The sequence below is a fragment of the Flagellimonas algicida genome (assembly GCF_049629585.1).
Taxonomy (GTDB): Bacteria; Bacteroidota; Bacteroidia; order Flavobacteriales; family Flavobacteriaceae; genus Flagellimonas.
The window spans coordinates 360546-387110 of the sequence record NZ_JBMYIX010000001.1 but is presented as its reverse complement, the minus strand read 5'-3'; the positions used below and the strand labels follow the sequence as shown (position 1 = coordinate 387110).

At 44.0% G+C, this 26565-nt stretch carries 32 protein-coding genes; 3 read left to right on the top strand and 29 right to left on the bottom strand.

The features are described from left to right. Positions 1–8: 8 nt before the first annotated feature. Positions 9–3245, bottom strand: a complete 3237-nt coding sequence (locus ACPD8L_RS01765) for a SusC/RagA family TonB-linked outer membrane protein (RefSeq protein WP_423941522.1) — start codon at positions 3243–3245, stop codon at positions 9–11. 283 nt (positions 3246–3528) lie between these two features. Next, positions 3529–4719 carry a FecR family protein gene (locus ACPD8L_RS01760; RefSeq protein ID WP_423941520.1) on the bottom strand — a complete coding sequence of 397 codons (1191 nt, stop codon included), beginning with the start codon at positions 4717–4719 and terminating at the stop codon, positions 3529–3531. Positions 4720–4827: 108 nt separating this feature from the next. On the opposite strand from ACPD8L_RS01760, the gene ACPD8L_RS01755 reads away from it, so the two are divergent. Further along, a complete protein-coding gene (locus ACPD8L_RS01755) occupies positions 4828–5436 on the top strand; it encodes an RNA polymerase sigma factor (protein WP_423941519.1) in 609 nt (202 codons plus the stop codon). Here the strand turns inward: ACPD8L_RS01755 and ACPD8L_RS01750 are convergent. Beyond that, positions 5433–5930 carry a hypothetical protein gene (locus tag ACPD8L_RS01750; RefSeq protein WP_423941517.1) on the bottom strand — a complete coding sequence of 166 codons (498 nt, stop codon included), beginning with the start codon at positions 5928–5930 and terminating at the stop codon, positions 5433–5435. The genes ACPD8L_RS01755 and ACPD8L_RS01750 overlap by 4 nt on opposite strands. A gap of 155 nt (positions 5931–6085) precedes the next feature. Between ACPD8L_RS01750 and ACPD8L_RS01745 the strand changes: the two genes are divergently transcribed. Further along, positions 6086–6802, top strand: coding sequence for a UPF0758 domain-containing protein (locus tag ACPD8L_RS01745; RefSeq protein ID WP_423941515.1), 717 nt, complete (start codon positions 6086–6088; stop codon positions 6800–6802). Here the strand turns inward: ACPD8L_RS01745 and ACPD8L_RS01740 are convergent. Then, positions 6799–7179 carry a DUF2116 family Zn-ribbon domain-containing protein gene (locus tag ACPD8L_RS01740; protein WP_423941513.1) on the bottom strand — a complete coding sequence of 127 codons (381 nt, stop codon included), beginning with the start codon at positions 7177–7179 and terminating at the stop codon, positions 6799–6801. The two genes, ACPD8L_RS01745 and ACPD8L_RS01740, sit on opposite strands and share 4 nt — an antisense overlap. An 838-nt stretch (positions 7180–8017) precedes the next feature. Here ACPD8L_RS01740 and ACPD8L_RS01735 point away from each other — a divergent pair. Further along, positions 8018–8188, top strand: a complete 171-nt coding sequence (locus ACPD8L_RS01735) for a hypothetical protein (protein WP_423941512.1) — start codon at positions 8018–8020, stop codon at positions 8186–8188. 169 nt (positions 8189–8357) lie between these two features. Here the strand turns inward: ACPD8L_RS01735 and ACPD8L_RS01730 are convergent, their stop codons facing one another. The 25 genes from ACPD8L_RS01730 to ACPD8L_RS01610 form a co-directional block, all read right to left on the bottom strand. Further along, positions 8358–8744 carry a hypothetical protein gene (locus ACPD8L_RS01730; protein WP_423941510.1) on the bottom strand — a complete coding sequence of 129 codons (387 nt, stop codon included), beginning with the start codon at positions 8742–8744 and terminating at the stop codon, positions 8358–8360. A gap of 139 nt (positions 8745–8883) precedes the next feature. Continuing rightward, positions 8884–9741 carry a metallophosphoesterase family protein gene (locus ACPD8L_RS01725; RefSeq protein WP_423941509.1) on the bottom strand — a complete coding sequence of 286 codons (858 nt, stop codon included), beginning with the start codon at positions 9739–9741 and terminating at the stop codon, positions 8884–8886. Then, positions 9738–9962 carry a hypothetical protein gene (locus ACPD8L_RS01720; RefSeq protein WP_423941507.1) on the bottom strand — a complete coding sequence of 75 codons (225 nt, stop codon included), beginning with the start codon at positions 9960–9962 and terminating at the stop codon, positions 9738–9740. Before ACPD8L_RS01720 ends, ACPD8L_RS01725 begins: the two co-directional genes overlap by 4 nt. Before the next feature lie 101 nt (positions 9963–10063). Beyond that, positions 10064–10684: an HNH endonuclease gene (locus ACPD8L_RS01715; RefSeq protein ID WP_423941506.1), complete on the bottom strand. Its 621-nt coding sequence runs from the start codon at positions 10682–10684 to the stop codon at positions 10064–10066. 45 nt (positions 10685–10729) lie between these two features. Continuing rightward, positions 10730–11134, bottom strand: coding sequence for a hypothetical protein (locus ACPD8L_RS01710; protein ID WP_423941504.1), 405 nt, complete (start codon positions 11132–11134; stop codon positions 10730–10732). Positions 11135–11381: 247 nt separating this feature from the next. Further along, positions 11382–11606, bottom strand: coding sequence for a hypothetical protein (locus tag ACPD8L_RS01705; RefSeq protein WP_423941502.1), 225 nt, complete (start codon positions 11604–11606; stop codon positions 11382–11384). A gap of 1 nt (position 11607) precedes the next feature. Beyond that, positions 11608–13746 (bottom strand): Ig-like domain-containing protein, encoded by a 2139-nt coding sequence (locus tag ACPD8L_RS01700; protein WP_423941500.1) that lies wholly within the window; start codon positions 13744–13746, stop codon positions 11608–11610. Continuing rightward, positions 13743–14357, bottom strand: a complete 615-nt coding sequence (locus tag ACPD8L_RS01695; protein ID WP_423941498.1) for a hypothetical protein — start codon at positions 14355–14357, stop codon at positions 13743–13745. Before ACPD8L_RS01695 ends, ACPD8L_RS01700 begins: the two co-directional genes overlap by 4 nt. Beyond that, positions 14354–16132 carry a hypothetical protein gene (locus tag ACPD8L_RS01690; RefSeq protein ID WP_423941497.1) on the bottom strand — a complete coding sequence of 593 codons (1779 nt, stop codon included), beginning with the start codon at positions 16130–16132 and terminating at the stop codon, positions 14354–14356. The genes ACPD8L_RS01695 and ACPD8L_RS01690 overlap by 4 nt, the downstream gene beginning before the upstream one ends. 10 nt (positions 16133–16142) lie before the next feature. Further along, positions 16143–16502: a hypothetical protein gene (locus ACPD8L_RS01685; protein WP_423941496.1), complete on the bottom strand. Its 360-nt coding sequence runs from the start codon at positions 16500–16502 to the stop codon at positions 16143–16145. Next, a complete protein-coding gene (locus ACPD8L_RS01680; protein ID WP_423941495.1) occupies positions 16502–16978 on the bottom strand; it encodes a hypothetical protein in 477 nt (158 codons plus the stop codon). Before ACPD8L_RS01680 ends, ACPD8L_RS01685 begins: the two co-directional genes overlap by 1 nt. 40 nt (positions 16979–17018) lie before the next feature. After that, entirely contained in the window at positions 17019–18968 is a 1950-nt protein-coding gene (locus ACPD8L_RS01675; RefSeq protein ID WP_423941494.1) for a hypothetical protein, read from the bottom strand. Beyond that, positions 18968–20593 (bottom strand): hypothetical protein, encoded by a 1626-nt coding sequence (locus ACPD8L_RS01670; protein ID WP_423941493.1) that lies wholly within the window; start codon positions 20591–20593, stop codon positions 18968–18970. The genes ACPD8L_RS01675 and ACPD8L_RS01670 overlap by 1 nt, the downstream gene beginning before the upstream one ends. After that, positions 20590–20853: a hypothetical protein gene (locus tag ACPD8L_RS01665; protein ID WP_423941492.1), complete on the bottom strand. Its 264-nt coding sequence runs from the start codon at positions 20851–20853 to the stop codon at positions 20590–20592. Before ACPD8L_RS01665 ends, ACPD8L_RS01670 begins: the two co-directional genes overlap by 4 nt. A gap of 44 nt (positions 20854–20897) precedes the next feature. Beyond that, on the bottom strand, positions 20898–21245 hold the full coding sequence (locus ACPD8L_RS01660) for a hypothetical protein (protein ID WP_423941490.1): 348 nt from the start codon (positions 21243–21245) through the stop codon (positions 20898–20900). A 7-nt stretch (positions 21246–21252) separates the two neighbouring features. After that, on the bottom strand, positions 21253–21690 hold the full coding sequence (locus ACPD8L_RS01655) for a phage tail tube protein (protein ID WP_423941488.1): 438 nt from the start codon (positions 21688–21690) through the stop codon (positions 21253–21255). 50 nt (positions 21691–21740) lie between these two features. After that, positions 21741–22163: a hypothetical protein gene (locus tag ACPD8L_RS01650; RefSeq protein WP_423941487.1), complete on the bottom strand. Its 423-nt coding sequence runs from the start codon at positions 22161–22163 to the stop codon at positions 21741–21743. After that, positions 22160–22507, bottom strand: coding sequence for a hypothetical protein (locus ACPD8L_RS01645; protein WP_423941485.1), 348 nt, complete (start codon positions 22505–22507; stop codon positions 22160–22162). The genes ACPD8L_RS01650 and ACPD8L_RS01645 overlap by 4 nt, the downstream gene beginning before the upstream one ends. Beyond that, on the bottom strand, positions 22504–22884 hold the full coding sequence (locus ACPD8L_RS01640) for an HK97-gp10 family putative phage morphogenesis protein (protein WP_423941484.1): 381 nt from the start codon (positions 22882–22884) through the stop codon (positions 22504–22506). The genes ACPD8L_RS01645 and ACPD8L_RS01640 overlap by 4 nt, the downstream gene beginning before the upstream one ends. After that, entirely contained in the window at positions 22884–23471 is a 588-nt protein-coding gene (locus ACPD8L_RS01635) for a hypothetical protein (RefSeq protein WP_423941483.1), read from the bottom strand. The genes ACPD8L_RS01640 and ACPD8L_RS01635 overlap by 1 nt, the downstream gene beginning before the upstream one ends. Further along, on the bottom strand, positions 23468–23854 hold the full coding sequence (locus tag ACPD8L_RS01630) for a phage head completion protein (RefSeq protein ID WP_423941481.1): 387 nt from the start codon (positions 23852–23854) through the stop codon (positions 23468–23470). Before ACPD8L_RS01630 ends, ACPD8L_RS01635 begins: the two co-directional genes overlap by 4 nt. After that, the gene (locus ACPD8L_RS01625) at positions 23851–24324 is read right to left on the bottom strand and encodes a head-tail connector protein (protein WP_423941479.1); all 474 of its coding nucleotides are present in this window, start codon (positions 24322–24324) and stop codon (positions 23851–23853) included. Before ACPD8L_RS01625 ends, ACPD8L_RS01630 begins: the two co-directional genes overlap by 4 nt. Before the next feature lie 13 nt (positions 24325–24337). Continuing rightward, positions 24338–24547, bottom strand: coding sequence for a hypothetical protein (locus ACPD8L_RS01620; RefSeq protein ID WP_423941477.1), 210 nt, complete (start codon positions 24545–24547; stop codon positions 24338–24340). A 67-nt stretch (positions 24548–24614) separates the two neighbouring features. Then, complete coding sequence (locus tag ACPD8L_RS01615) at positions 24615–25790, bottom strand: phage major capsid protein (protein WP_423941475.1); 1176 nt, start codon at positions 25788–25790, stop codon at positions 24615–24617. Next, complete coding sequence (locus ACPD8L_RS01610; RefSeq protein WP_423941472.1) at positions 25781–26497, bottom strand: HK97 family phage prohead protease; 717 nt, start codon at positions 26495–26497, stop codon at positions 25781–25783. Before ACPD8L_RS01610 ends, ACPD8L_RS01615 begins: the two co-directional genes overlap by 10 nt. Between the last annotated feature and the right edge of the window lie 68 nt (positions 26498–26565).

Sequence of the window (26565 nt, the reverse complement as noted above, 5' to 3'; positions counted from 1 at the left end):
TTTTAAGGTTAAAAGCTGAATTGAAGTCCCAAGGTCATTTGCCTCAATGGAGGCAATCGTAGATCTGAGGGCTGCTCGGGATCCGGCCCCAGGTAATTGGACCAGGTCCACATATTCTGACCCTGTAGGTAGACGTTGATATCCAATCCATCACTTGAGATAGGTATCTGATAGTTCAAGGAAACATTGCGCAGGCGCAGAAATGAAGCATCCGATACAGCGGCATTACTTTCCCGTTGGAAGACACCTTGATTGTTATTGAGATCAAAGCCACTGGAAGCCCTTTGGATGGAATTGACATCCCCGGGCTCCTGCCATCTATCGTACAACTCCACTATGGCATTTCTCTGTATTCCTGGAGTGGCATTGAACCGAAATGCATTAAAGCCCTTTTGTTTTTTGAACTGGAAAAATACTTCCAAGGTGAAGTCCCCAACACTCAGGGAATTGCCCAAGCCCCCAAAGAAACTTGGTGAAAAGTCTTCGATCCATTCCCTATCACCAGTACTACTCGTATTCCCATCGCCGTCAAAGTCCTCAAACTGATAGAGCCCTGTTTCAGGGTCAACACCCAAGGACTTATATAGTTTCACGATGGAAAGGGGTTCCCCTATGACATATCTGTTGGCAAAAGTGGATTCTTCCAAGCCATCGAAGGCTACAAGTTTATTGTTCGGAATAGTCAAATTTAAGTTCGTGGACCAGCGGACCTTATCGGACTGAATGTTAACGGTAATGACATCGATCTCAACACCTGTGTTCTGCACAATGGCATCAAAATTCCCGGTGAGTTGGGAAAATCCGGTAGTTGCGGCCAGGGGTATTCCCACCAACTGGTTCGAGGAGCGGTTCCTGTACCATGCCGTATTGACCATCACCCTATCCTTGAAAAAGCCCAATTCGAGGGCTGCCTCCAACTTCCGATTCTCCTCCCAACCAAACTCTGGATTGAAAATACCCGTGGGTTCCACAATGGTGACACCATCGTAACTGTTTCCACTTACGGTATAGGTATCCAAAAACCGGTAATCCCCTATATTGTCACTTCCGGTCGTACCATAACTAGCCCGCAACTTTCCAAAGCTCAATGGGGAATTCTCCCCAAAAACGGATTCCCTTGAAAAAATCCAAGCCAATCCCATGGACCCAAAATTTCCAAACTGCTTGCCTGGACCAAAACGGGAAGAGCCATCCCTTCGTCCGGTAAGATTGATCAAATACCGATCCAAAAACTTCAAATGAAGACGTCCAAAAAGTGCATTGTAATTGTATTCTCCATCCGTATTGGAGTTGACCTCCAATGTTTCCGCAGCTCCCAGATTCCAGATCAGCCCATTATTTGGGAAACCCCTTCCCCGCAGTACCAATTGTTCAGTACTTTCCTTCTGAAAGGTGGTCCCCAAAAGAACATCCATGGACATCCAGCTCCACTTCTTCCGCCAGTTCAGCTGTGGCTCAATGATCCACGATTCCCTCTGTGAAGCATTGGTGAACAGACTGGAATAATTTTGCGGGGTGAGTCCTAAACTTGGATTCCTGGCCGAACTGGGCATGGCCCGATAGGTATCCAGACGATAGCTGGTGAATCCAAGACTTGTCTTCACCTCCAAATTGGGCAACACCGTGTACGAAACCATGGCATTGGATATCAAGGTCTTTGATTTGGATCCATAGGTATCCTCCAGAGCGGCCAATGGATTATCCCATGTATTGTCCTCCCAATTCAGGTTTCCTTCCCCGTCATATAGGGCAGGGGCATTTGGTGGCAACGTGTAGGCCATTCCCGTAAAATCCACACTGGGCATTTGGTTGTCCTCAATGCTGTAGCTCGTGGTGAGATTGAACTTGAAACGATCATTTTCAGATCGATGGTTCAGATTGCTATGTACCGTACCTCTCAAATATTTAAAATCCCCAGGGAACACCGTGGTCTGTTTTTGATAGGAACTGCTAACAAGGAACTGTGTTTGTTGACTTCCCCCAGAGACAGAAAGCTGCGCATTGTTCCGGTATGCCGTCCCCCCAATGAGTTCCTTCTGCCAATCGGTATATCGATTGTTGTCCCATAACGTAATATCGGGCCAAAAAGAATCGAACATCGGCTCATCCAAAAGGTTTTCCAATCCATCATTTGCGAATCCCTCCCTCCTCAGTTCTAAATACTGTTGTGTATTCAATAGGTCCATAAAATTGGAAACCTTGCCAAGGGAAGAACTTAGGTGTGCATCAAACCGGGTCTTACCGGCCTTCCCTTTCTTGGTAGTGATCAGTACCACACCGTTCGCCCCACGTGAACCATAGATGGCAGTGGCATCGGCATCTTTGAGCACCTCTATACTCTCGATGTCATTTGGATTGATGGCATTCAGTGGGCTGACATTCTCCCCTACGATCGCATCCGCCAGCCGTGCCGAACCCAACGATTGTGAACCAAAAGGAACACCATCAACAATGTAGAGTGGATCAGATACACCATTGATAAAATTTCGACCACGCACCTCTATGGAATATCCGCTACCTGGAACCCCAGTGGTCTGGACAATATTGACCCCGGACAAATACCCCTGCATGGCACTCAAGGGATTTGATACAGGCTGCTTTTCCATGGTCTTTCCATCGATCACGGCAATGCTTCCGGTCCTTTCTTTCTCGGATACCTTATAATAGCCCGCATTGAGCACCACTTCGTCTAGTTCCTGAACGCCTTCTTTGAGCTGAACATTAATCATTGTCCGCTGTCCGACTGTTATTTCTTGAGTATCATAACCAACACTGGTAAATACCAGTACATGGTCGGGGCTGGGGATGGTGATTTGATAGTTGCCGTCGAAATCCGTTGCCGTGCCCAAGGTGGTTCCCTTTACCAATACGGTGACCCCGGGTATGGGGGTTCCTGCTTCGTCGGTGACGGTTCCGCTTACCTGTTGTTGTTCGTTCTTTTTTCGCTCCTTGATCAAGATGGTGTTGTTCTTGGTCACTACCACATTGAGGTTGGCTTTGGACAGACTTTTGTTGATGAGCTTGTCCATTCGGATGGTGCCTTTCTTCAACTCGACTTTGGGCAGGTCCTTCAACAGTCCTTCATGGTAGATGAACATATACTGCTTGGTCTGGGACTTGATGATCCGAAAAACTTCCTCGACGGATACGGTCTTGTCGGCATCGATCATGATGCGTTGGGACATGCTTTCCTTGGGGGTCAATCCGAATGTGGCTACACAAAATAAGAGTACTAGTGTCCGCATAATGCATTTAAGTATCCCATCTATTTTATGATAGCGGGGATCTCTTTTATTAATTTCCATAAATTTGAGTGTTACTTGTTAGTTATTTAACTGATAATGACGTTAGGGGGGTATAGTCTGAACTGTCCAGGTGCCGGCTATATTCCTCCTTTTCCACTTGCCGTGGAGGCAATTATTTCTTACGCTGTTAGGTTTTTGGTTTCATACAGTTGTGGTTTTTAAAGGTTTTCATTATTAAAAGCTATGGTTGGGCAGTCATGTGCTGCTATTGTTGTTTTTCCGGTCATTTAAGGACAATCGTGTTCCCGTGAATCTCGTAGGTCTGGATGATGTTGGTTTCCATCAGGGCGGCTAAAACCTCCTCGATGGTATATTTTTTATTGATGGAGCCGATAAAGCGTTCTTTTCGCAAGGTGTTGTTTTCAAAGACCACCTGCATATCGTACCATCGTTCCAATACCTTCATGATATCTTCCAGCGGGGTGTAGTCAAAACTGAATATGCCTTCCTTCCAAGAAACTACATCCGATATGTTCACCTTGGTAATTGATACGGTTTTGTCTTGGACATTGTATTGGAACTGCTGGTCGGGCAACAGGTTTTGCCTGCCTACTGGCGAGGCAGGGGTGTTCCCCTCATAAGACAGGGTCACCGTTCCCTCAACAAGGGTCGTATATATAACAGTTTCACCTTTGTAGGCGTTGATGTTGAACTCGGTGCCCAGTACCTCCACGGTTTGGTGCTTGTTATGTACTTGAAACCGTGAACCTTCGTGTTCGTAACTTGGGGACACATCAAAATAGCCCTCGCCGTACACCAATTCAATTATCCTTGGTTCTCCATTTTTGAAGGTCACGGGATATTTCAATTGGGATTCCGAGTTGAGCCATACCTTGGTCCCGTCTGCTAGGGTCAGGAAGAATTGGCCTCCCCTTGGAACGGTCAGCGTGTTGGTCGCTGGTCTGTCATTTTTCGTTTTTGGTGCTGGGTTGGAACCATAGACGATTTCCTCTCCGTTACTTGTGGCATTCGCTGATTGGTAATTCATGCCTTTTTCGAGGATTATCGTACTACCGTCCTCCAGGGTCAGGGTGGCCTTGTCCGTACCGGGACGTATCGTGTTGTCCACGATAATAGGTGCTTTAGAAATTGGAGCTGTGCCCTTTTGGCCCATGTACAGACCGAGGGACACGATTACTAGGATAGAAGCGGCAGCGGCCGTTGTGCGTATCCATAATCTTCTGACCTTTTTTTGCTTTTCGGCTTTTCGGATGTTGATAAGGAGTTTTGTTTTCTCCTGCTCAGTGTCAAAATCTTTCATGATATGGTCAATGGCATAGTGGGTACGTACAAATGATTGGAACTCCTCGGTATGGCCCGGTGCTTTGATCCAATGTGTCAACTCGTCCATATCTTGGGATGAGGCTGATTGGTTCAGGTACTTTACAATGATTTGCCGTATTTGGGAGGTCATGGAACATGTATTTTACATAAGCTAATAAGAACCTCAAATCAAACTCCCCTAACAGTTTTATAATTTTTTTTTCATATTTACCTAACTATTGGGTGAAAATCTAGGTATATGCAAGGACTATCTGACAAAGATTATGGGAATGAGGCCGTTTTGGTGTCCGATTTGCAGCAAGGCGAGGAAGCGGCGTATGCTTTTTTGATGGATCGTTACCATCATAAACTATGTCTCTATGCCCATAGCCTGTGCAAGGACCATGACCTGGCCGCAGATATGGTCCAGAACGTGATGCTCCGCATTTGGAAAAAACGGGATCGACTTCGCACTGATTCCAGTGTCCGAAGCCTGCTCTATCGCTCGGTGTACAATGAGTTCCTGGACCAATACAAGCACCGCAAGTTCATCCTGAACCTGGAGAAGGAGTATATGACCGCTATAAATACCCTTGTGGAGGAGGATGAAACGAGTCTGGACCGCTTGATACAGCATGTCCGGCGGGAAATCGAGGACCTGAGCCCCAAGTGCAGGGAAATCTTTCTGCTGAGCAAAAAGGAGGGACTGACCAATAATGAGATCGCGGAACATCTTAACCTTTCGGTCAAGACGGTGGAGAGCCAGATGACCCGTGCTTATGCCCAGATCCGTAAAAAGGTGGGGGAAAAACTGCAGGGGATTTTGTTCTTTATGTTCGGTTTGCCTATCCGGGTACAGGCAACCTAGGGAAATTCCTTAAGGGTTCCCCGAAACCTGCCATCGGTGATCTTCAGAAAATATTCGATGCTTTTACCTCCCTGGGCTTTTGGAAACAGTTCTATCGCAAAATTTCCGCTCACCGTTCCGTTGGATTCGTTGTGGGATTCCACCACAAAAGTGGCTTTTTCCTGTTCCTGTAAAGTATATTGGGCCACGATGGCATCCCCGCCTAGGGTATCATAATAAAGCGCCTTTTCTTTTTCTACTGTATAGGTTCCCACCCCTTTAAATTTTGTCTTTACCATCAACACTCCATTGTCGAGTCCTTTTCCTACGGCAAGGAAGACGAGCGTATCGTTCTCCGTCAACTGTAGTTCAGTGGTCCCCTCCCAAAGGTATTCATCCTTTTGGGCCACAAAAGTGTTCTCCTGCAAAGGGGGTATGGAATTGTCGTCGGAATTACATCCAGTTATGACCAGAAGGGACAAAATGAACAGCTTTTGAAAACGTATGTGTTCCATGGGACTTTTCCCTTAAGATGGACAGGGCTCGAATGGGTTGCTTTGGAATCCCATAACCGGTGAAAAACGGATATATACGAATATTTTCCTACTTCCCGTGGTGTTTTGCTCAATTTGTCTACATGGCAAATTAGCCTGTTCAAAACATTTATTCCATGCTACAAAAAAAATCCGCCATCAAGGAATGGGGCTTTACCGAGCGGCCTCGGGAAAAAATGCTGCTCTTCGGGGCCGATGCTCTTACCAATGCGGAATTGCTTGCCATTTTCATAGGATCTGGAACACCAAGGGAATCTGCGGTCGGGCTGGCCCAACGTATCCTAGATCATTATAATGGTAATCTGAATCTATTGTCCCGGGTGCCTACACACGAGCTTTACCATTTCAACGGTATAGGTCCCGCCAAGGCCACGATTCTCAAGGCTGTCTTTGAACTGCAGCGTCGTAAAGGACTCCCGGTACAGGAAGATTATTCCCTGTTTGTATTGAACGGAAGTGAAGATTGTGTGCGTCTCTTCAGGGAATATCATAATGGGCGGAGCGATAGTACATCCTGGTTCCTCTTGGCCAATTCCAACAGACGGTTCCTTGGTCTTATTGAATTTGCCTCCTATGTCAATGGACCCGATATCCCAAATCTCGGAGACTTGCTCGATACCATTCAGGACCATTGTGCCTCCAAGTTAGTCTTTATCAGGAAAGTTAACCGAAGAGCTACCATTCCCACTATCAGTGACATCGAGTTTTATGAACAGCTTCACGTCACCTCCCAACAATTGGGTTTAGATCTGATGGATTTTCTGATGGTCTCAGAAACTTCACATTGCAGCTTTGCCGATTTAAATCTGGTCCCGAGCCTTCCGTACCGCTAGGTTTCGCTTTCCTGTAGGGGATGATTGTCCTTGATGACCAATAAGAAGGTATCATCATCTATTTTGAGATAGCCCATCTCGAAGCAGAATACATATTCGTCACCGGCTCGGGTTCGGTAGATGTTGGTATAATAATTGAAGTCAAATCCCTTTATCAAAAGCTCCTCCCGTTTTACTTTGGTGGTCCCGGAACTCCGCCAATTGAGTTCCTTGATAATCTGTCGGTTTTTTTTCAAAATGCTCACAATCTTGCGGACCAATTGGGAATGTCCTGCATTTTTGTTGTAGTTAAAGCTACTGCGGCAGTTGTCATCACAGAACTTTTTGTCCGAGCGTCCCCGTATGGGTTCGTTGCAATATAGACAATGCCTTTCCATAAAAATGCCTTCAACCAAAAATAGGGATTTTCAAGAACTGTGTCCCGTCCATTCCATTTGGACCGTTTTCTTTGGAAATAATAGCCTTGCAATGTCCTCAGAATTAACACTAGGTTGAATTCAATAGAAAATCGGCCAAAAAACCTAGATATCCACTCAAATATGTTAAAAATTGTTAAAATTAAGGCCTGTGTGCGTAAAGTGTGCGTTTTTGAAAAGAAAAAAGCCTCCAATTTCTTGGAGGCCCTATGTTTACTGGTGATCGCGGAAGGATTCGAACCTTCGACCGTCTGCTTAGAAGGCAGTTTTATTTTATTGTATTTCAGTTGTTTAAATACTTTTGTTTCGGAAATAATACGAAAAATATTGGTTTTTCTCCAGCCTTTTTTGTATTTTAGATGCATAATAGCCCGCCCCTGAATGCCGTCCAGTCGGTATGGGGTTCGACGTTTTCCGAAAGGAATCTGTTTCTTTAGGGTGATGCTTTTGGAATACTGGCAATCACGTGAAAGTCCAAAAGCTTGACATCTAAACCGCACAAGGAGTGCAAAACTTGCCCAATCTTTCGGGGTTGGGCTTTTTTAAATCAATATTTCCAAATAAATCAAAAATTAGGATAAAATGAAAAGAGATATTATTGCAAAAGGAGGTGGCGTTGATATGGATAAGGTCGGAGATCAAATTCTTTGGACAAAGACAGGGATTTAAGAGGTTGGTTATCTAGAATATCCCTTATTCTAACAAAAATGTCAAAATAAGGTCAAATGAATGACTCTATTTTTAAATCAAGGGTTGTGAAAAAAGATATTTATATTTTTGGTGAAGATGGATATTGGCAATGACGGTAAAAGACGTTAAATTATTGGAAGATGAGATACAAAAGGCACTTGCCTCGTGTGTAAATGCAGCGGTAGGAGATACTGATATTGTTGCTGTAAAACACTTTTCTAGAAAATATTTTTTACTTAAAAGTCTTTATGATGATTTCGCTAAAAAATATGCCAGCTAAGTTTAACCCCCACCATATACATAGATGAGATTATGGAAGATAATAAGTATGTTTATTTGGTTCAGTCAGACCATAATGGAGCTATATATGGCACTTTTTCGACAGAACAAAAAGCTGAACAATATAGAAACGGAAATAAAAGTTGCTCTGTATATAAATATAAAATAGACTAAAACAACTTCCTCCCCCTAGCCTTAAGATAAAGAACACCTATTAGGATGCCCCCTATTATTATCACCCATTGCCACCATAATACTTGTACTTTCTTTTCCTTGTCTATGTTCTTGGTCTTGGTTGAGCTATAAACCTCTCCTTTATCCTTCACCTTCACCGTACTTGAATCCCTGTTTATTACCGTTGAATCAGTCTTTTTTACACTTATCACCACCCTAGCGTTGCTTATGGAGGTGGAATCGTTTATTTTTATCGGTATAGCGGTATTTATTGGCTCGAACACAATCTGTGTGTCCAGTTTATTGACTAAAATACTGGACAAAATATCGTTCTGTTGGAACACGCTCAAGTCCTTGTTCTCCCTATAAGTGGATTTGCTCACTTCTACGGTTTTTTTCTTTGAGCCGCAACCAAAGAATATTAAAATAAGAAGTATGCTTAATAAAGTTTTCATCCTTTTTCTTAAATATGAATATCTGTAAATCAACCGATATTCTTAAATATCCCCGCTAGAACAGATATTAATTAGGAGTAAGTGTAGGAGTGAACTCTACCCCGTTTTTGGTGACATTGAACTCCGTGAAACACCCTCCTAAATATTTAGGCATAGCTATCCTTTCCACGGCCCAACCGCTACCGCTTCCAAATTCCTCCTTATACGTTCCAGTCTTAATGTGCCATTGGTTCACAACGTCAACAGTCTTCTTATGCGTATTCTTCCTTAACCTTGGATGCGTCACTATCCAACCATCATGGGTATGTCCTGAAAACATCAAATCGCAGTCTGGCATATAGCTTGCATAACGCACAACGGATAAAGTTCCCTTAGTTATTACACCTCCCCAATTACCGTGTGAATACCCTACATCAACACTGTGTCTATGCCCGGAAGTTGAATACTGAAAGGATAATGTATAATAACCCGTGTACCCCCCAACCTGTATTTTAGACCCTGCCAAAAGGTTAAGCCTCTCCACAAACCTTTCCATCACATCGGTTTCCATCCGTTTTGAAACGCTAGTTTCATGGTTTCCCCTGCTTATCAAAATGATGTTCTTGGCGTATGGGATGAACTTTTCTGCTGTGTCGTTAATGACCATATCAAGATAATTGTCCTTGTTATGTTCAGGCCTAACATTTGATTTACTCCCCCTGGGGTCGTACTTGCCCTGCATCAAACAGAACAGATCCCCGGTTATCGCTATCATTGCCCCTCTCTTTACCGCCAAGTCCATGTGTTTGAAGAACAGTTTGCGGTCACATTTAGGGTTGTCAAAATGGATGTCCGAACAAGTGAACAACCAAGCTTTTTTGTTTTCCGTGGGTTCTACCTCAAATCTGTGATAGTTCCCTTGGTACTTCTCTGCTTTTACAATCATTTTCCGTCCATTGCGTACAAAAGGCTGCAACCAAGTTGCCAATCTATTCCTTTTATAGCGTTGTATATCTTTCGTGAGGTCTTTTTGACCGTTTCCCTTTCCTTCTTTGTGGAATCCGTCCCAAGATTGGTGTAGTTGACCGCATCCATTTCAAGGAGCGAATCCACCTTTCTTTTGTTGGAATACGTCTTGTAGGAAAGTATCTTTTCAATCGATTCCATGTCAACTCTTCGTCATTATCTCATCAATAGCTATTTGAATGCAATAACCTCCTGCTTCATCACCCTCTAGGTAGGACTGCCATTTGATATCCTCAAGCTCTTCAATCATTCCACGTCCTATTTTGAAGAATATGATAAATTGTTCCCGATGATACGTTGTACATTTCTGCCACTTTATATCCAGAAATAGATCTGCCAATTTTTCTTATTTCTTCAACCTGTTCTTTTGAAAGCTTAGCGTTATTATTTTTACCGCCCTTCTTCCCTGTGTTCTTGGGTATGCTTATTATTCTTAAATTATCTATACAGTTATTAAAAGTATTTCCATCAATGTGGTCAACATGATGTGTTTTTGGAATTTCACCAATAAATGTTTCGGCCACCATCCTATGAATGTATTTATTAACGGTCTTACCATTAATTCTGACTGATGTTTTTAAATATCCGGGCTGCCCCTTTGTTGGATTTTGGCGATTGTTGAATTGCTTGATAATTTTATGCAATTTAAATCCTGTTCCGTCAACTCTTTTAGCGCTATTTGAAACCCCCTTTAATCTTCCTAGGTTGGACAACAGGTATTGCTTTGGATTTTTTGGATAAGGAAACCAAAACTCATCTTTGAGATTTTCAATTGAAGTGTTTTGCCAAATATTGGCTACTTTTGAAGAAGTATTCATATTACCTGTTTTAATTTGAATATTAGGAGTTTCTTTGGTCTGCAAACCATTGAAACTCCGTATTTTATATGAATTAAAGATAAGCATTTATTATTCTATTTCATATTGTCTTATCCACTTTCCATTAACATTTTTAAACATCCATCTCTCATCCGATAAAGCATAATCAACATGGTAAAATGTTTCATACTCGCATATTCTAGTGTACTCCGTTTCACTAATCAAAACCCCTAAAAGAGCGTCCTTGTTCGTTTTAAAATCATCGCACGTTACATCGGTCGCGCCTTTCCCGTAGAAACAATGCTGTGAATTGCCGCTCCTACCTTTATTGAGTTCCCACCACCTTGGCCTATACCCTGATTTTTGGGAAACGGATATTTTGAAGGAAACGCACTCCTGCACCCTCTCCAACGGCCTTAAATGATAATCCAATATCTTATCGGCCACATCCTGCGGAATGTCCTTTCCTGATATGTTGAAATCTGATATTTTCATCTACCAAAAAATTGCGTGAAGGGCAGCGCCCAACACCAACCAAAACAAAACCTTCATGGGTTCTGGAATCTTTCTGTACCAATTCATTTTCCTCTTTTTTTCTGCCTCCATTGCCAAAGTATAAACGCTATTGAAAGCAATCCGGGAAGCCATCTGAACCACTTAAAAAGGATATCGTTGTTATCCATCGCGAAACTGAACAAAGTCCCTAAAATGCCCGCCAATGCTATACTTAATTTGTGTTCCATTACTTAGCCTTTCTTTGCGCGAAAAAATTCTTTATGGTGTCGAAAATGTCCAAAAGAAGGGTCGGTTTGAAAATGAACGCAGAGAAGACGGAGCATATGCCCAACCATTCCCAAAAACCATATTTATCAGTTGCGAAAAACTGATAGGTGAACAATATCACCCCAACAAATCCGGCCACCAAAAAGAACCAGTACGCTATCTTTTTTCTTAAATCTGTGCTCATGTCAATTCCTTCCTTTTAATTTTCTTTGATCCTTAGTTGTCTGAACCTCTATTATCGTTCCGTCGGCTGTTGCATCGTCAGGCGTGTTGGTCTGGTCGGTCGGCTCGAACGTAATGGTAAAGTCCCCAAGTGCAACGGCCGTCACCAATCCACTTGAACTCACCGTTGCCACACTTTCATTTGAACTAGACCATGTTCCCGTTGTGTCGTCTGGGTTCAATGGGTCGAATGTCAATGTCAACTGAAGGGTACTGCCAAGTTCTATATCGAAGTTGTTCTGGTTTATGGAAACCCCGTCAACATTTACCGTTCCCGCATCATCGTCCTCGTTCACCAAACTCACCAACGTGTCCGCTAGTCCGTCAAAATCATCATCGGAGCTTGCATCGTCAACACTTACGGTAACCGTATAGGCATCGTCCCCGTCCGCTGCCCCGGCATCATCTACACCCGTTACCGTTATGGTCTGCGGTGTGTCCCAGTTACCAGTTGTGAAAGTAAGCGTGGCCGCACTTACTGTTCCCTCAAAAACGTTGTTGCTCGTTATATCGAAAACCACATTGGAAGATGGTTGGATATCCAGTACCACATCAAACGTATCGGAACCTCCCGCCTCCGTTGTCACAAGTCCAGAAGTTGGTGTAACGGTATATCCGGCCGCCTGTGTGTTCTCTGCACTTACTAGGTCTGCGGCCCACTCCTCAACGTTCAGATAACCGTCAGAATCATGGTCACCGTTCCAAGTCTCGTCCAGATCACCGAAATATGCCATTTCCCAATTATCGTCCATTCCGTCCGAATCCGTATCGGGCCAAGGCGTCCCCGCAGCGGCCTGTGTAAAGCCCCCGACCTCGTGTTGTGTGTCGATTATCCCGAAGTTCCCTATGCCGTAGTCATTGATGACCTGATTATGGATGGTGGCCTTATGGATTCTCGGCCCTACGTTGGCCAGTACCGAATCCTGCACCTGTGCGGATGTCCAAATAGGTGGGAATGTCGTAAAAGTGTCCGATTGGTTGTTTACTATCACCCCTTGGTTCGTATAATCCGTATCGTAAAAGGCATTTGTGCTGTGGTTACGCGTATTGTCATAGAAGTACACATCACCGCCGTAACCGTGTGTCGCGTCACTTGACTGCGCAACGGTCTGCCCGTTGTAAAGTTCTTGATTGGGGCTTTTCTCCCAATGGTTGCCGATAAGACTGAAAGATTGCCCTGAGCTGAACGTACATTGTCCAAAGAACCCGAAGAAAACATTGTTGACCATTTCATAAATGGATTTTGCACTTCTGTAGTTCCTGTCACGGCAATAAGCGACATAGTTCCTATAAAGGGAATATCTACCCCCGGACGGCGAACCGTCATCGGAACGGTCAAGTATCCCACCCATTGAGTGTACGCCCCCGTCGCCATGCCCTGCATCTGCCAAGGCGTGGTGTACCAAGTTGTATTGAAAAGTCACATTTGTAGCGTTGGAAGCGGTCATGGATTCATCGACCCCGAAAGCGACCCTGCAATGGTCGAATATCACATTATTGCCTAAATAAACACTTAATGCATCGGATTGTGTGTTCGGGTCAAATCCTGTCAATGACCCATCAGGGTTTCTATACCCCCTATCACCTGCCTCAAATTGCATATCTTGGCCGATTATATCATCCCCCCTCCAATCAGGTGTTCCATTGGATATAACAAAGCCACCGCTATCCGCAGGGGCCGTTTGTCCGAATATTGTAATATTGTCCCCGGTAAAGGCTGGATGGATTCCATTAAAACTAACAGTTCCACCTGTTTGGAATACCACAAAAACATCCCCACCAGAGGCGGTTGAAGAGGAACCGTCCCATCCAACAGAGTTTCCAATAGACCCCGCGCCTGTTGTGTTTGTGTTTGTGACCACATACAATGTAGGGGTGGTCGCCCCTCTTGCTCCTTCTGAATATTTTCCTGCACCTTCCGCGCCGGGGAAAGCCTTTAAAGCTGCCCCACCAACACAATCACGTCCAGTAGAGCCGCCGCAATCGATTCCCGTTTCATCGCCGTTCTGAATCCCGTCAAGGTCTGTGGGAAGTGTTGAAACGTCAGTTTGCCCGATTGCCATTATCGGAACTAGAAAAAGTATGTAGAATAGTCTTTTCATTGCGCTATAATTGATATGGATTCTATTTCCCCCCAATCCCCGGAGGTTTCACCGTTGAAATCAAACCAAACCCTATATGTCTCTGTCACGGAAGGGCTTACCGTTAAATTGTACGTGGCCCATGAGGTCGTTAGAAAGGGCTGCGAACTTATACTCGCGTAATCCCCTGTATTTGGTGATTGCCAGTCTATGAGCCTTACTTTAGATGCCGCCGATGCCCTGCCCCTTATCACCACGTCATAGGTCACCCCGCTCGAAAGGTCAACATACCACTCTGCCCTCGCCGCATTGGAGCCTGAAAGTTCCATGTGCATGGCGTAACTTGTGGCATCGCCCGCAACGGATGTAAAGGTTATATCAGCGCCGGAATTGTCGTGCCATCCCGTGGCCCCTGAGCCTTCCTGTACGGTGTTCGTCTCGCTGTTCGGGTCTGCCGCGTCCCCAAGGGTGTATAGTTCCGATGGTGTAACGGAATTTGCCGACTGCTGTATACTTGCGTACAATAAATGGTTGGCAATCGCCCCAGAGGGTGCGGCCCTGTCCAATTGTATCTTGCGCTGTGCATTAAGGCCAACGGAAACAAGAAGAAGTATGTAAAGTATCTTTCTCATTGCTTTTCCACGAACCAATAATGTACAAGGGTATCGGTTACCGCCCATACGCACATGTACATATCCTCATTGTTTATAAATGCCGTTGTATTGGGAAATTTCTCCACCGTTATCCCTGTTCCCGATACGGTCGGTTCACTCGCCGCATTTACATAGAAATAGGAAAATCCGCCCTCAACAACGTTCTGTATGGTGTATGATGTCCCTGAGCCTGCCGTTCCCGTATTGTAGCCCATGTAATCGTCCATGTCAGCGGTTGTCCCCGTTCCCAATATGGCAGGGGGAACTTCATATTCAAGTATAAGGGTTCCGGCGGGGGGAGCGCCGTCAGAAACGGAATCATCGTATGGCTGCCCGATTACATTACTGTATGTTTCCTCGTTTGTCCTGCTCGCTGAAATGGAGGCCAGTTTCTCTGATTCAAGTTCCGCTATTGCGTCATCAACGTTGGTGGCGGCAATGTTCCCTGTCGCGCTGGAGGTTACCTCTGCGGCTGTTTGGTCGCCATAATTTGCGTCTGCGTAACTTTTAGGAATTAAATCTGTTGATCCTGACGGGGTTCCGCTTTCGTCCAATGTATAAAAAGCCGTATATGTCCCTCCTGTTGAAGTTGTCTGGTCTGATTGTTGGTACGAAAAAACATACTTTTCCGTTGCTTGACTCTTTTCTACAGACCACCTTCTTCCGCTAACTCCTTCATCTTCGCCCATATAAAACCTTGAATCCCCTAAATTCATATTTCCAGCAGAGTAATATGTTCCTCCTGGAAATGTAACAAGATCAGTATCGCTTATGGTTATCCCGCTGGATTGCACCCCCTTACCTGTTCCATCAGACCTAATCAGAACATTGTCAGTACCAAAGTTGGAGGCCGCCGTTACGTCGCCGGAACCACTACTATAATTTGCATCTGCATATGATTTAGTTATCAAGTCCGTGGAGTTTGTTGGCGTTCCTGTGAAATTCAACGAATACAAAAGCTGCTGTGTTACCCCATCATGGGACGAAAATGAAAATGACGGCGATTCTCCAGCCGATATACCAGTTATCCAATAGTCGGATGTAAGTCCAATATACCGCGTCCCAAATTCAAAATCCACATACGTTGCGAAAGTATGTTGCCCACTGCCCCAATCATAGCTATCCTCTAAGTTGATTTCATCTGACCCAACAACGTTATCGTCTATCGTCCAAACGGCTCCTGATGAGGACACTGTAATATCCCCCTTATCCCCATCAGATACCCCGCTGCCCAAAACACCATCTACATATGATTTAGTTGCTACATCGGTGGAATTTACTGGCGCCCCTGTTTTATTAAATGTATACGAAGGGGTGAAAACAGCCGTTGGCCCTGATGAATGATCAATCCCAAAATGGTCATCAACAGTGGTGTCCATTATCCACCAATCTTCACTCGTAATATCTTGGGTCGCATATCTTTCAAAATGGGCTATATTGAATTGGGATGTTATACTTCCCAAATCATAGATTGAGTCAGTATCAACAAGTATATCGGAGTCTACTGTATCACTCCATAAATCACCGCTTACCCCCATCAATGATGAAAGGGAAACCCATCCAGTATTTTTGATGTTCACCTCAAACTGGCCCGTTGTCTCGTTCCATATAAATCCGGCCCTGTCGCTTGGAATGGTCATTGCGTTCCTTTCCGTGGATGTTATCGTATCATATAAAACGGCCCTTACCTTTTGTGATTGGGAAAACCCTAATGTTGCAAAAAGCAACATCCCTAATAAAACTACATTCTTCATCTTCATTATTTTACGGGGTGGCATCTATGAACTTTATGAATTTTGCTCCGTCATCCAAGTCTGTTGGCATACTGGCTATGTCGTCCTTTGCCTTTCCTATGACAAGTCTTGTGTCACTCATGAAAATCACCCAATCATTGAGTTGTGGCTCGGTGCTCAATGTTCCCGCGTTGGCAGGGGACTTAAACACCATTGCATTGGTACTGTATATAAAAGTCCGCTTCAACAGTAGGTTGAAAATTGTTGTCTTGAACGATGTCCCCGCCGCGTTACTGGTCGTGTCGCTCACATCGACAAGATGTAGTACATCCAATAAGCTTATGGTGCTTGCGTCAATAGCATCCTTGTCCGTTAATCTCTCTCCTGCCATCAGTTGAATAATATTTCGTTACCATCTTGGAACAGCATCACGGAACCGTCTTGGAACAGGTCGCCCTCCAATGTTATCACTATCGGCACACCGTACCCTCTTACATTTCCTGAAAACGAAAGGAACTCCCCAACCGAATTACCTTCACGTAAATCGGTGATATACCCTTCTCCTTGATCCCTTAAACTGCTGTTGTCGCTTATCTGCCACTCAATGCGTGTCCTTGCCCGTTTAAGGGTCTTTAGGTAATCATAGGAAAGCACGGAGGAATCGGTAAGCACTTGTATGCCCTCAAAAGGGATGTTGTATTCTTGAGTCGTCGGTACGCTTGTACGCCATCCGTTGGATGCCCTTGTGGTCGTGTTGAGCATTTCAACGCTTTCCTCTATGTCGTTGGAAATAAGACAGCCCACGGGAATGTAATCCTCATCTACCTTTATCGAAAAAATCCTGACATCCCCCTTGAAAAAACTCATAGAACAAATTTATGAAATTTTAATTTGACATAGATAAAATCTATTTAATGGTAGGTTTTACGGTTTCAGCATAGATATTCGAAGTTGAGACGGTTGCCGATACCGTGTCCGTGTTATTTTCCTCCAGCTTTACCGTGCCTTGGTTGGCGGCTGTGTCAAAAGAATATTCCAATACCCTGAAATCGTTCTCGTTCAGGTCTGGGATGTTCACTAACTGGTGCGGCTCGAAGAAGTTCCAGAAATCCCCTGTAAAGAATATCTTGAGCTTGTTGTTTATGATGTCGTTATGTGACTTTATGTAATTCAGTCGGAACCAAGAAGATGCATCATAAAGAACGTCCCTGACGTGGGTTATGGATGGACTGCCCGAAAACTCATGCCTCAATACGTTGTGAGTTACCGTATCCTCCCCCGTGTTAAGGTATGTTTCAGCCTTATCCGATTTGTAACCGTCAGTCCTTTCGGCTATTGCCGATGTTCCTGTTATTTCCTGCGTATTTGGAACTAGGTCAATGGAATGTATTGTTATATAGTCCGTTGTGTTCGCAGGGGAAACGCTAGGGCTCGCCTCGTACAGTTTTACCGTTACCGCCCAAGTTCCAGAACCGGGGATGGGTGGAAGCTCCTGCTCGAACAATATCTCCGAATCCAAAACGGGGTCGTCCCCTTGTGTTGGGAAGTTGAAGTTAACTGGGTCTGTAATGGATGGTAACCATGCAAATTCAATGGCCCCGCCACTTCCTGTATAGCTTAACGCCCAAACCGAGGCCGTGTTCACGTTCTCTATAAAAACCTGATACAGTATTATAGGGACACTTACTCCGCCTGGGTCATAGTTTGCTTCTGCCGAAATCTGTAGTTTGAGTGTTTGGTACTCGAACACAAACATATTTGTAAGGGATTCCGCAACTTCGTTGAAAGCCGTTGATGTAACGTTTCGATATATCCTAAAAGTACCATCGTTGTTGGGGTATGCATAAGAGGTATCTATATCCCAACTTGGTATGGAAACGCCAACTGTGCCACCGTCCAACTCCGCATTGTCCAATAAAGTGGATTTATAACTGTATTTATGATCTATTACCTTTTTCCCCAACGCATAATTATAATAATACTGTTGGTTCTCGTTACAATGCATTATGTCATCTGGGTCGTTGGTGGTCGAGTCCGTCTTTATCTCCGCAACCGTCCAAGGTGAAGTGACCGCCCCTGCGGTTGTTATCCAGTCACTATCGTAATGCTCTATGTATTTCGATGCAATGCCCGAAACATCGTATAGATAATGGCTTATGAGCCATGTATCCCCGTTTATCTGTGTTATGGTAAGCTGTAGCGATTCAAGTACCTTTTGAAGCACTTCTTGACAACTCAGAACCTCGTCGCTGTCCTCGTCTATGAAGTCATCCTGTGAAAGTGTTACCGCCGTCATAAAAGTGCCCGATGTGTACTCGTTGTACGTCACGGAGTCAATCCTAGTCCTAAAATCGTAAGGGATATATCCAAGTATATTGAAACGCTCCGAACTATCCTCGAAACCACGTTTAAGGCAGTTGGCGATCACCCTGCCAAGTCTCTCGTCACCGTTGTACTCGCTTCCGGCATTGTCCACATAGGCAAGGTCTTCAAGAAAAGCCAAAGGGTCTAGCGCATCAACGCTCAACGTCCATTTATCCTCCACGAAACTCTGCGGGGAGCTTTCACTGGTCAAGTACCCAAAGAAAATCTTGTTACTGTCCCTATAAAGCTCCACCCTCCAATATCTTTCACCTTGGGTAAGCAAATCCTCCAAAGGCTGCGCCAAGGTTGCTGTGACGTTTATATTTAGGTATTTGGAGCGTATGGGGTGGGATAATGAGTCAACGTTGTTGAGTCCGTATATAACATTCCCTTCAAGTTCTATGATGTCCCCTGAATAGTCAGGGTTTGAAATATCGCAACGGTATTCCACATCGTTAACAGAAGTGTAGTCTATCCTATATTTTACAGCCATTATCCTAGACTTATATTGCCCCCTAACCTTTGGTTTGCTGAAAGCGAATTATTAAGAACGCCTATCAGTTTCTGTCCGCTTATCTCAAACACCACCCTTCCGTTGAAGCCGCTACTACTGAACGACGAAACGCTGCTTCCTGAAAAACTCGAACCTCCCGAACCTGAAAATCCCCCTGCACCAGAAAACCCGCCGCGCAATGTTGATTGTAAGGCTGCGCCTGCCGCTGTCAATGCTATCCCTGCCGCTATTGCTGCCCCCGCTGCCGGGCCTGCGGTTATCGGATTGGTAAGGGCCTTTGTTACCTTTGAAAACGCCAAGGCAGCAATACCGTATGATATAAGCTGCTTACCAAACTGTGAAAGAAAACCTCCCATTGCGGACAATATCCCGCTTCCAACTGCACTTATGACGCTTGCTCCTTGACCCAACGCACTCCCCAATGTATCGGCGAATGTTGTAAGACCTTGTACAGGGCCTGTGGCGAACAGTTCGTTAAGGTTGCTCCTAAATCCCAACCACGCCTCGGTTATCCCTATTTGGGCCTCCGAAAGATTGGCCTGTACCCCCCTTGTTAATATGGGTGCGCTTACTATTGAATTGGACGGGGTGGCTGTTACTCCGCTTGTTGAAAGAACGTTCTGCGCTGCCCCACCCTGTCTAGCGGCAATCTCTTTTTTAGCTGCCTCTAATTGTTTGTCAGATTCTTTGGTCTGTTTCTTTTTTGTGCTTAAAATGTTGTTTTCAATCTCCAAAAGTTGCGCACGGAGATTGTTGAGCTTAGTTGTAAGTTCTTGCTCCTTTTGTTTGTCTTCTAGGGTTGCCGCTGAATATTTAGACCTATCGATTTCAATATTCAAAGCTTCGGCCAATGGCTGCTTCAATAACGAAAGGCCCCCACTTCCAACAATGTCGCCAATGGTCTTTCCTTGCCCAATCAAAAACTTCCAAAGGGTCAATGCCTCCTGTTTCAATATTTCCATATTGGAAACCCTCTGGTTCTCCAATTTCTGTATATTCAACAGTTCCTGCTGCTGCTGGATAAGCCCTTGCAAGTTCTTGACCTGTTCTCTTTGTAGTTCCCTCCTGCTTTCAAGGATGTCATCGGTGGATTGCCCTTGAAGGGTCAAACTCTTCTCTATTGCCTTTGATAGCCTTAATTCAGAGTCAAATAAGTCGTTTATCCCTTCTAAGCTCTTTGATAGTTCTTCGGCCTTATCTTTGGATTTACTTAGTTTGTCCCCAAACGCAACCAATAAGGATGTTATAGCGGAAATAGCGAACAGAATACCCGCAGGGCCACTCAAAGAACCCAATAAAAGCTTAAGGGCCGCCCTTGTTCCTCCGGCCTGTTGTCTTAAGTGTCCGAAGTTCTGCGTAAGTTGGGTAAGGTTGTTTGCGACACCTTGGATACCGAAAGGGGCATCCTGTATTACCCTGTTGAATTCCAACATTGTTGGTGTTACATTGGCCGCTCCTTTTTTAAATTTAGCGAACCCTCTGGCCCCACGACCGCCTTGTCTGTCGGTTTCATCTCCAAACCCTTTGATTAGCTTCTCCGCTTCTAGGATCTGCTTTTTCAGGTTCTTTATGTTTGCCGTCAACTGTACTTCTAACTGCGTCATTTCTTCACCTTGTTATATTCCTCCAATGCAGCTTTGAACGCTTCTATCTTAACTTCGTCAATAGTGGATTCGTTCTCGTCTATCTTCCAGAACGCATCCTTTGACTTCGGTTTTTCCTTTGACCATGCGAAAAGGTTGCAATACCCCATGTAAGCGACCTCTCTTACCAACCTCATTTCATGTTTACGGTCTTCCCAATACTGAAAAGAGCGGAGTTGAAAATCCGCCCAAGTCATATCCTTTACTTCTTCAACGGGCATCTTGAAGGCCCTTGCTCCGAAACCGATTATATCAATGTTCCAGTCTATTTTTTTTTTGCACCCTTCTTTACCTCCTGTTTTGGTAAATAGCTTGCCGTTGTTTCATTGAACTTGTTCCAAAGCCCCACAACATCTTCATGGTATATTCCTTTGTCCAAAAGCCATTGCTCCACATCGTCATAGGTGTAATCAATCCTTTTCCCTTCTTTCTCGACCTCCCTTTTGTTCCCTAAAAGGATAAGTGGTTTTATAAGTATGAAATAAAGACTGGTGTCCGATGTCCCTTCATTTAGGTTGGTAAGGTCGATTCCTGCCTCTGCTTGTATCCATCCCAAAACCTCTAGGCCGAAACTGAACTTTCTGACCTTTCCTCCTATCTCAAATTCAATCATATTAAGTTTATGCTTCTGGGTCAGTTGTTACGATTGCCCCATCGCCTGAAATAGTGAAAGAAAACGTGGCGTTTTGTCCAGCTTCCCCCGTAAGTTCCAAGGCGGTAATGTATCCATATCCATACTCCATTGTGGGAGATGTAATGCCTGTGGCCATTCTCCACGTGATACGGGTCTTCGCTCTCATATATCCTTTTAATGAATTGTGTGATTGCCTACCCGTATCCTCGGCCTCATCGATATAAATTCCTTCTCCGGTGATTTCATAGGAATACGCCCCTGCACTTTTTACTATATTTCCGGGGTCACACTTAGTCAACACCTCGTCGATTTCGACACTCTCGCTTATAGCACTTGTTGTGATGCATCCTATTGGCTCATACGCACTTGTGTCATACACGCTAAAAATGACAACATCCCCACTTATAAAAGTCTCATTAGCCATTATAAATAATTTCTATTGTTATTCAAATATACGATAAATAATATTTATGGTCACCTGATGCTGGTCTCCATGCGTATTATCTTTTGGTAAACTATCTCGCTGTCCCTTTCATCAACTATTTCGTTGGCTATGCTCAAGGCTACATTGTTCACTTTCAACCCCGTTGCACTAGGTAATGAAAAATCCTCCAATTCCGCCAAAACCTCCTGTGTTGCGTTGTTCATCAACACCTTTGAACCTTCGTTCTTCTTGAGCCTTACTATTACCTGTATCTCCGTGGAGTTTGTCCAGCCATTACCGCATTTATTATACTCCTGGTCGTTCAGTTGTGTGTTGATGAGAAAATACTGTTTAGGATTACCGTTGGTCACCCTTGACACGTACAAAGGGAACGTTTCCCCGTCAACCACAGAATTGTGGAGCCTATCATAGACTTCTTTGTTGATGTGGTTGTCCGGGAGTACTGCGTTCATGCCTTTGATAATTTTTTATATTCTGGATCACTTATGTTGTACCACATTTTATCTTGGCCACCAGATATATATGTTTTAATGCTATCGTCACTCAAACAATATCCATTATAAGAAAGGTTTGCCCTTCCTATCATAAAATCGGTTCCGTACCATCCGCTTGCGCCATCATAACAATCAATAGCTTGTACTTTTTTTCTTTTCCTTTTTAGGGACTTGCACAATTCATCTAATATCTTCGGGGATATTTTTATAAATCTTTCTTTTAGCAAATTTGCATCCCTCCACTCATATTCGATGTGCTTCAACTTCCTTCCTTTAACACTCCATTCTCTGATTAACCTCATATCTTATCAAATGTGTTGTCCAATAAATTTTCCAAGTCTTTTAAGAACCTCTTTCTTCCCTTAAAAAATGCAGGAAATAAAAATGGCTTAGGCCCACCATTAGGCCCTGTTCCGATTGGTTCTCCATACTCGACATGAACCGCATAAGGAGCGTTTGCCGTGATTACCCTTGATTTATTGGTTCCTTTGTCCGAAATGGGTACGGATGTTGCAATTGTCCTTGCTAAATAACCTGTATCTTTTGGGGCTTCTCTTTTAGCCTCCAACTCTATTTCTTGGGCATTTGCCTCAACAATAGCGGAAACATCCCCGTCCAACTTCTTTGGTATCTTCTCCAATGTCGATAACAGTTTCTTAAGACCTTTTACGCTTTCCATTACAGTTGGTTTCTGTGCGTCCTATGTATCACAAATCGAATATCGTACAGGTCTGCCGTTCCATTCGCCCTTACATAGACAGCCCCGCCATTTGAGGCCCATGTATCCAATGTATAGGCCATTGTGGTAAAGTTTATAGGTCTTTCAACACCATTTCCTTTGGGAAATGTGATTATACGTTTATAAAGGCTTGAAAGTGCGGCAGGCGTTCCTGTTCCGCCTGTAATATCCACCCACACCTCTATGTATGTTGTCGCGCCCTCTGTTGGCTTTGCCTTGAAGTCTATGGTAATGGCCAACCCGTCGCCTTGTCTTCCTGTTATCAATCCACCTGAATAAAGGGCAATATCAGTATCCCCGTTCTTTGGGGCGTGGTCATCTACAACTGTTCCGGCATTGTTCGGTAAAAGAGTGTCGGTGTCCGCTGAAAGTTCAAAAGGACTACCCTCTGAATATTGGGTGTCCACATAATCAATCCATCCAGTTCTGCCGGCCAAGGACTCCAATAGGCCCCCTACCCTCGCGGCCGTGTTCTGTGATGCTTCCGTTTCCGTCTTTATAACCTGTGCTTCTGAAATCTGGCTCATCTAAATGTCGTATCAAATGTTAAATCAAACGTGTCGACCAATGGTGTGACCACTTCGACCAATGAGGTGAAATGGGCGATTATCTCAACTTCCTGTTTGTCTATGTCAACAGGTGTGACGCTATCTGGATAGAACTCTTTTCCTTTGTACACGAAATAGATTCCCTCCTGTTCGTAGTCCAAATCTTCCCTGTATCTTGTCCGTATCCTTATGGCATTACTGCCCACATCAAGGCCGTAGTCCGTGTTTTTGTCTTTGGGTAGTGTCTTCACGTTGCACCAACTGGAAGCAAGCTGTTCGGATGAATTCAGGTTGCCCCCGAAACTGTCCGAAACGGATTCGTTCTTCCATACCGCTATCCTATTGATGTACCTCCTTCTCAAATCAAAAACCTTCTGTTGTTCTCTATAATGTTCATGGCCGCAATCGGAAACCTAGTGGTATCCAATGTATAGAGCCTGTTTCCTGTTTCCTTTTCATTGAAAAAGAACTCTATCAATAAAAACCCTGCCTGCTTCAAATCCTCTGGAATTGTCGTTGAGCCCACGTTCAATGTAATGGTCTTGTTCTCTGTATTGGAATCCTCATATACAGAGTATAGGTCATATTCCGTGCGAGTGACGGTACTTGCCAAACTTGAATCCAAGGTGTTTATAGGGTAATCATAGATGCGTTTGCACCCATCCCTGAAACGATAGGTTTTGTCCGCAGCCGTCATGATATAATTGGTATTCCTTTCGATTATGGAAAGGGCAGACTTTATCATTTGCGTGATCTCGCTGTCCCTACTGGAATCATCAACCCCTAGATATGCCTTTGCTGCGTCAAGTGATATTATATCGGTATAAGCCATCTAATGAGCCTAATCAGCTTTTTTTTTTGGATTTATCCTCTAAATCCTTTGGTCTTCCGTTCTTGGTGGAAATCTTGGCGACCACCTTGTCCGCTTTTTTTGCCGTCACCTTATCGCTTGTGACAAAGCTTTTAGGGGCGTGCTTCTGGTCATCGTTGAGCAATTCGTCACCCACATCGTACCATCTTCCACTTTTCCCGTAAAATCTCTTTACTGCTTTCATTCCTTATATTAAGAAAGCCCCGCCCGGTATGGGTCAGGGCTTAGTTCACTAACTCAAAAAACAACAACTATGCGGTTGCGTCGGTATCGCCTATGATGATACTGGCAGGCTGTTTTACCGCTAAACCAACTTGCGCCTCTACTCTAGCAACGATTTCGTTCTTAGAGAATCTTTCATCATAACTGAATTCCAAACTCAATCCTTCAGTGATCACTCGCTCAATCATGTTCCAATCGCCAACATAATATTTTGTGGCTGCTACCCAATCAGCTTTGAATACTGGAATACCCAAACACCTTAGCGTGTTGCTAGCGGTGTCGTAGGTAAACCCAAATGGCAAACCGTATCCGGCACCAGTTGATTTTTCAGTCTTTAGGATTGCATACCAATCAGAAATGTTCATCACAATGCCGTTGGCGGAATATTTTGCCACATCCAAAGACTCAACATCTGCCATGATAAGCTCTGAAATATTGTCAAAACTTGCAATGAAGTTTGTTGAAACTGTGGCTGCTGCGGCAATTGTGGAATTAAATTGAGAGTTTTCCGTTAGGAAATATTTTCTACGTAATGCCTCTGGCAAATATGACTGTAGGTACTGAAGATTGTTTCTCATCTTCTTGGAGTAAACGGTACGACCTGCAATAAAATCAGTATTAAGGTCGATATGGCTGAAATCAGCATCTACCAAAGCCTTATCACTTCCTTCCGTTTGGGTCGCAACAGCTCCCTCGCCCCCTGTTTCACGGATGTAGGTGTAAGTACCACCATCAATACTGATACTCGGTATCAGGTCTGCAACATTTATCCTATCCCCTGGCAACGTGATAACATTTCTGTTATAATCACGTATATAATCACCTGTTACATGGTCGCCAGTGGTCAACATATTTGCAACAGCCTTTGTTTCTTCGCCTGTAAAGGAGACTATCCCTGATTTTTCTACCTGACCAATGTTTTTTATGTTCTCAGAGATAAGGTCTCTCATGCTTTTATGATACCCTGCCCTATCCTGATTCTGAGTAAACTGCTTTTCATTCAGTTTAGCGGAATACTCATTAAAGTTCTTTTGAAGCTTCTCCTCGGCCTGCTCAATCAAATTGTTCACAAGCTGTTTTACTTCATCTGAAGAATCCTTCAATTTCTGATCAACTGCCAACCCTTCGATTGCCTTTTCTATCAATTCTTTGTTATCCGCCTTGATGTTCGTTTCTAAGGCTTCTAACTGCTCTTTTAATTCCATTTTGTCAAATACTCGTTTAAAATTTCGACTTCCTTTTCTTCTCCATCGGCTCCTTCATGAGTGTCGTTAAACGGCTCTTTGAGTGATATTTTTCCTAATTCAAAAGACTGCTTTTGCAACTGCTTTATGGCAATCTCCATCAATATAAATGTGTCGTCCGTATAATCTCCGTTTCGGTACGCTTTCAATAACTTCTTTGTTTCAGCCTCAAGCCTCTTCTGCTCTTTATCAAAATCCTCTATAGTGAGGGCCTTGAAGCCTGTGAACGGGGTGCTGCTGTTTGCTCCCAGCGTCACAACACTTCCCTCGTATAGTTTTATTTCCTTGATATGCCTGATGTCCGTGTCACGGTCATAATCCGCTTTTATGACATTGAAACCTATTGAGTGTTCGTTTAGGATTCCAGCCTCATAAAGCTTCATCACATCATTTGCGTAAGAAGTGTCTGGCAATGGCCTGCTCTCGAAGTAAAGCCCCTTTTCATCTTCTCGCAAGACTTGGAACTTTGTCAATGGCTGTTGCCAATTGTGTTGGTTAAGGAAAAAGATTTGGTTTTTCCTTTCGTTTATGGATTTTGTGAACGCTCCCTTCTCGATAATGTCCCCGTCAAAGTCCTTATTTCCAAAAGCGGAAAGATACCCGGTTATCACACGTCCTTTTGCGTCAACATCCTTTACACCACCCAAAAAATCCTTATACTCTATCATAGATAAAATCTATACAGTACAAATATAGTGATAATTTTTATTTATTGTTTGCATAGGTTTTGATAAGT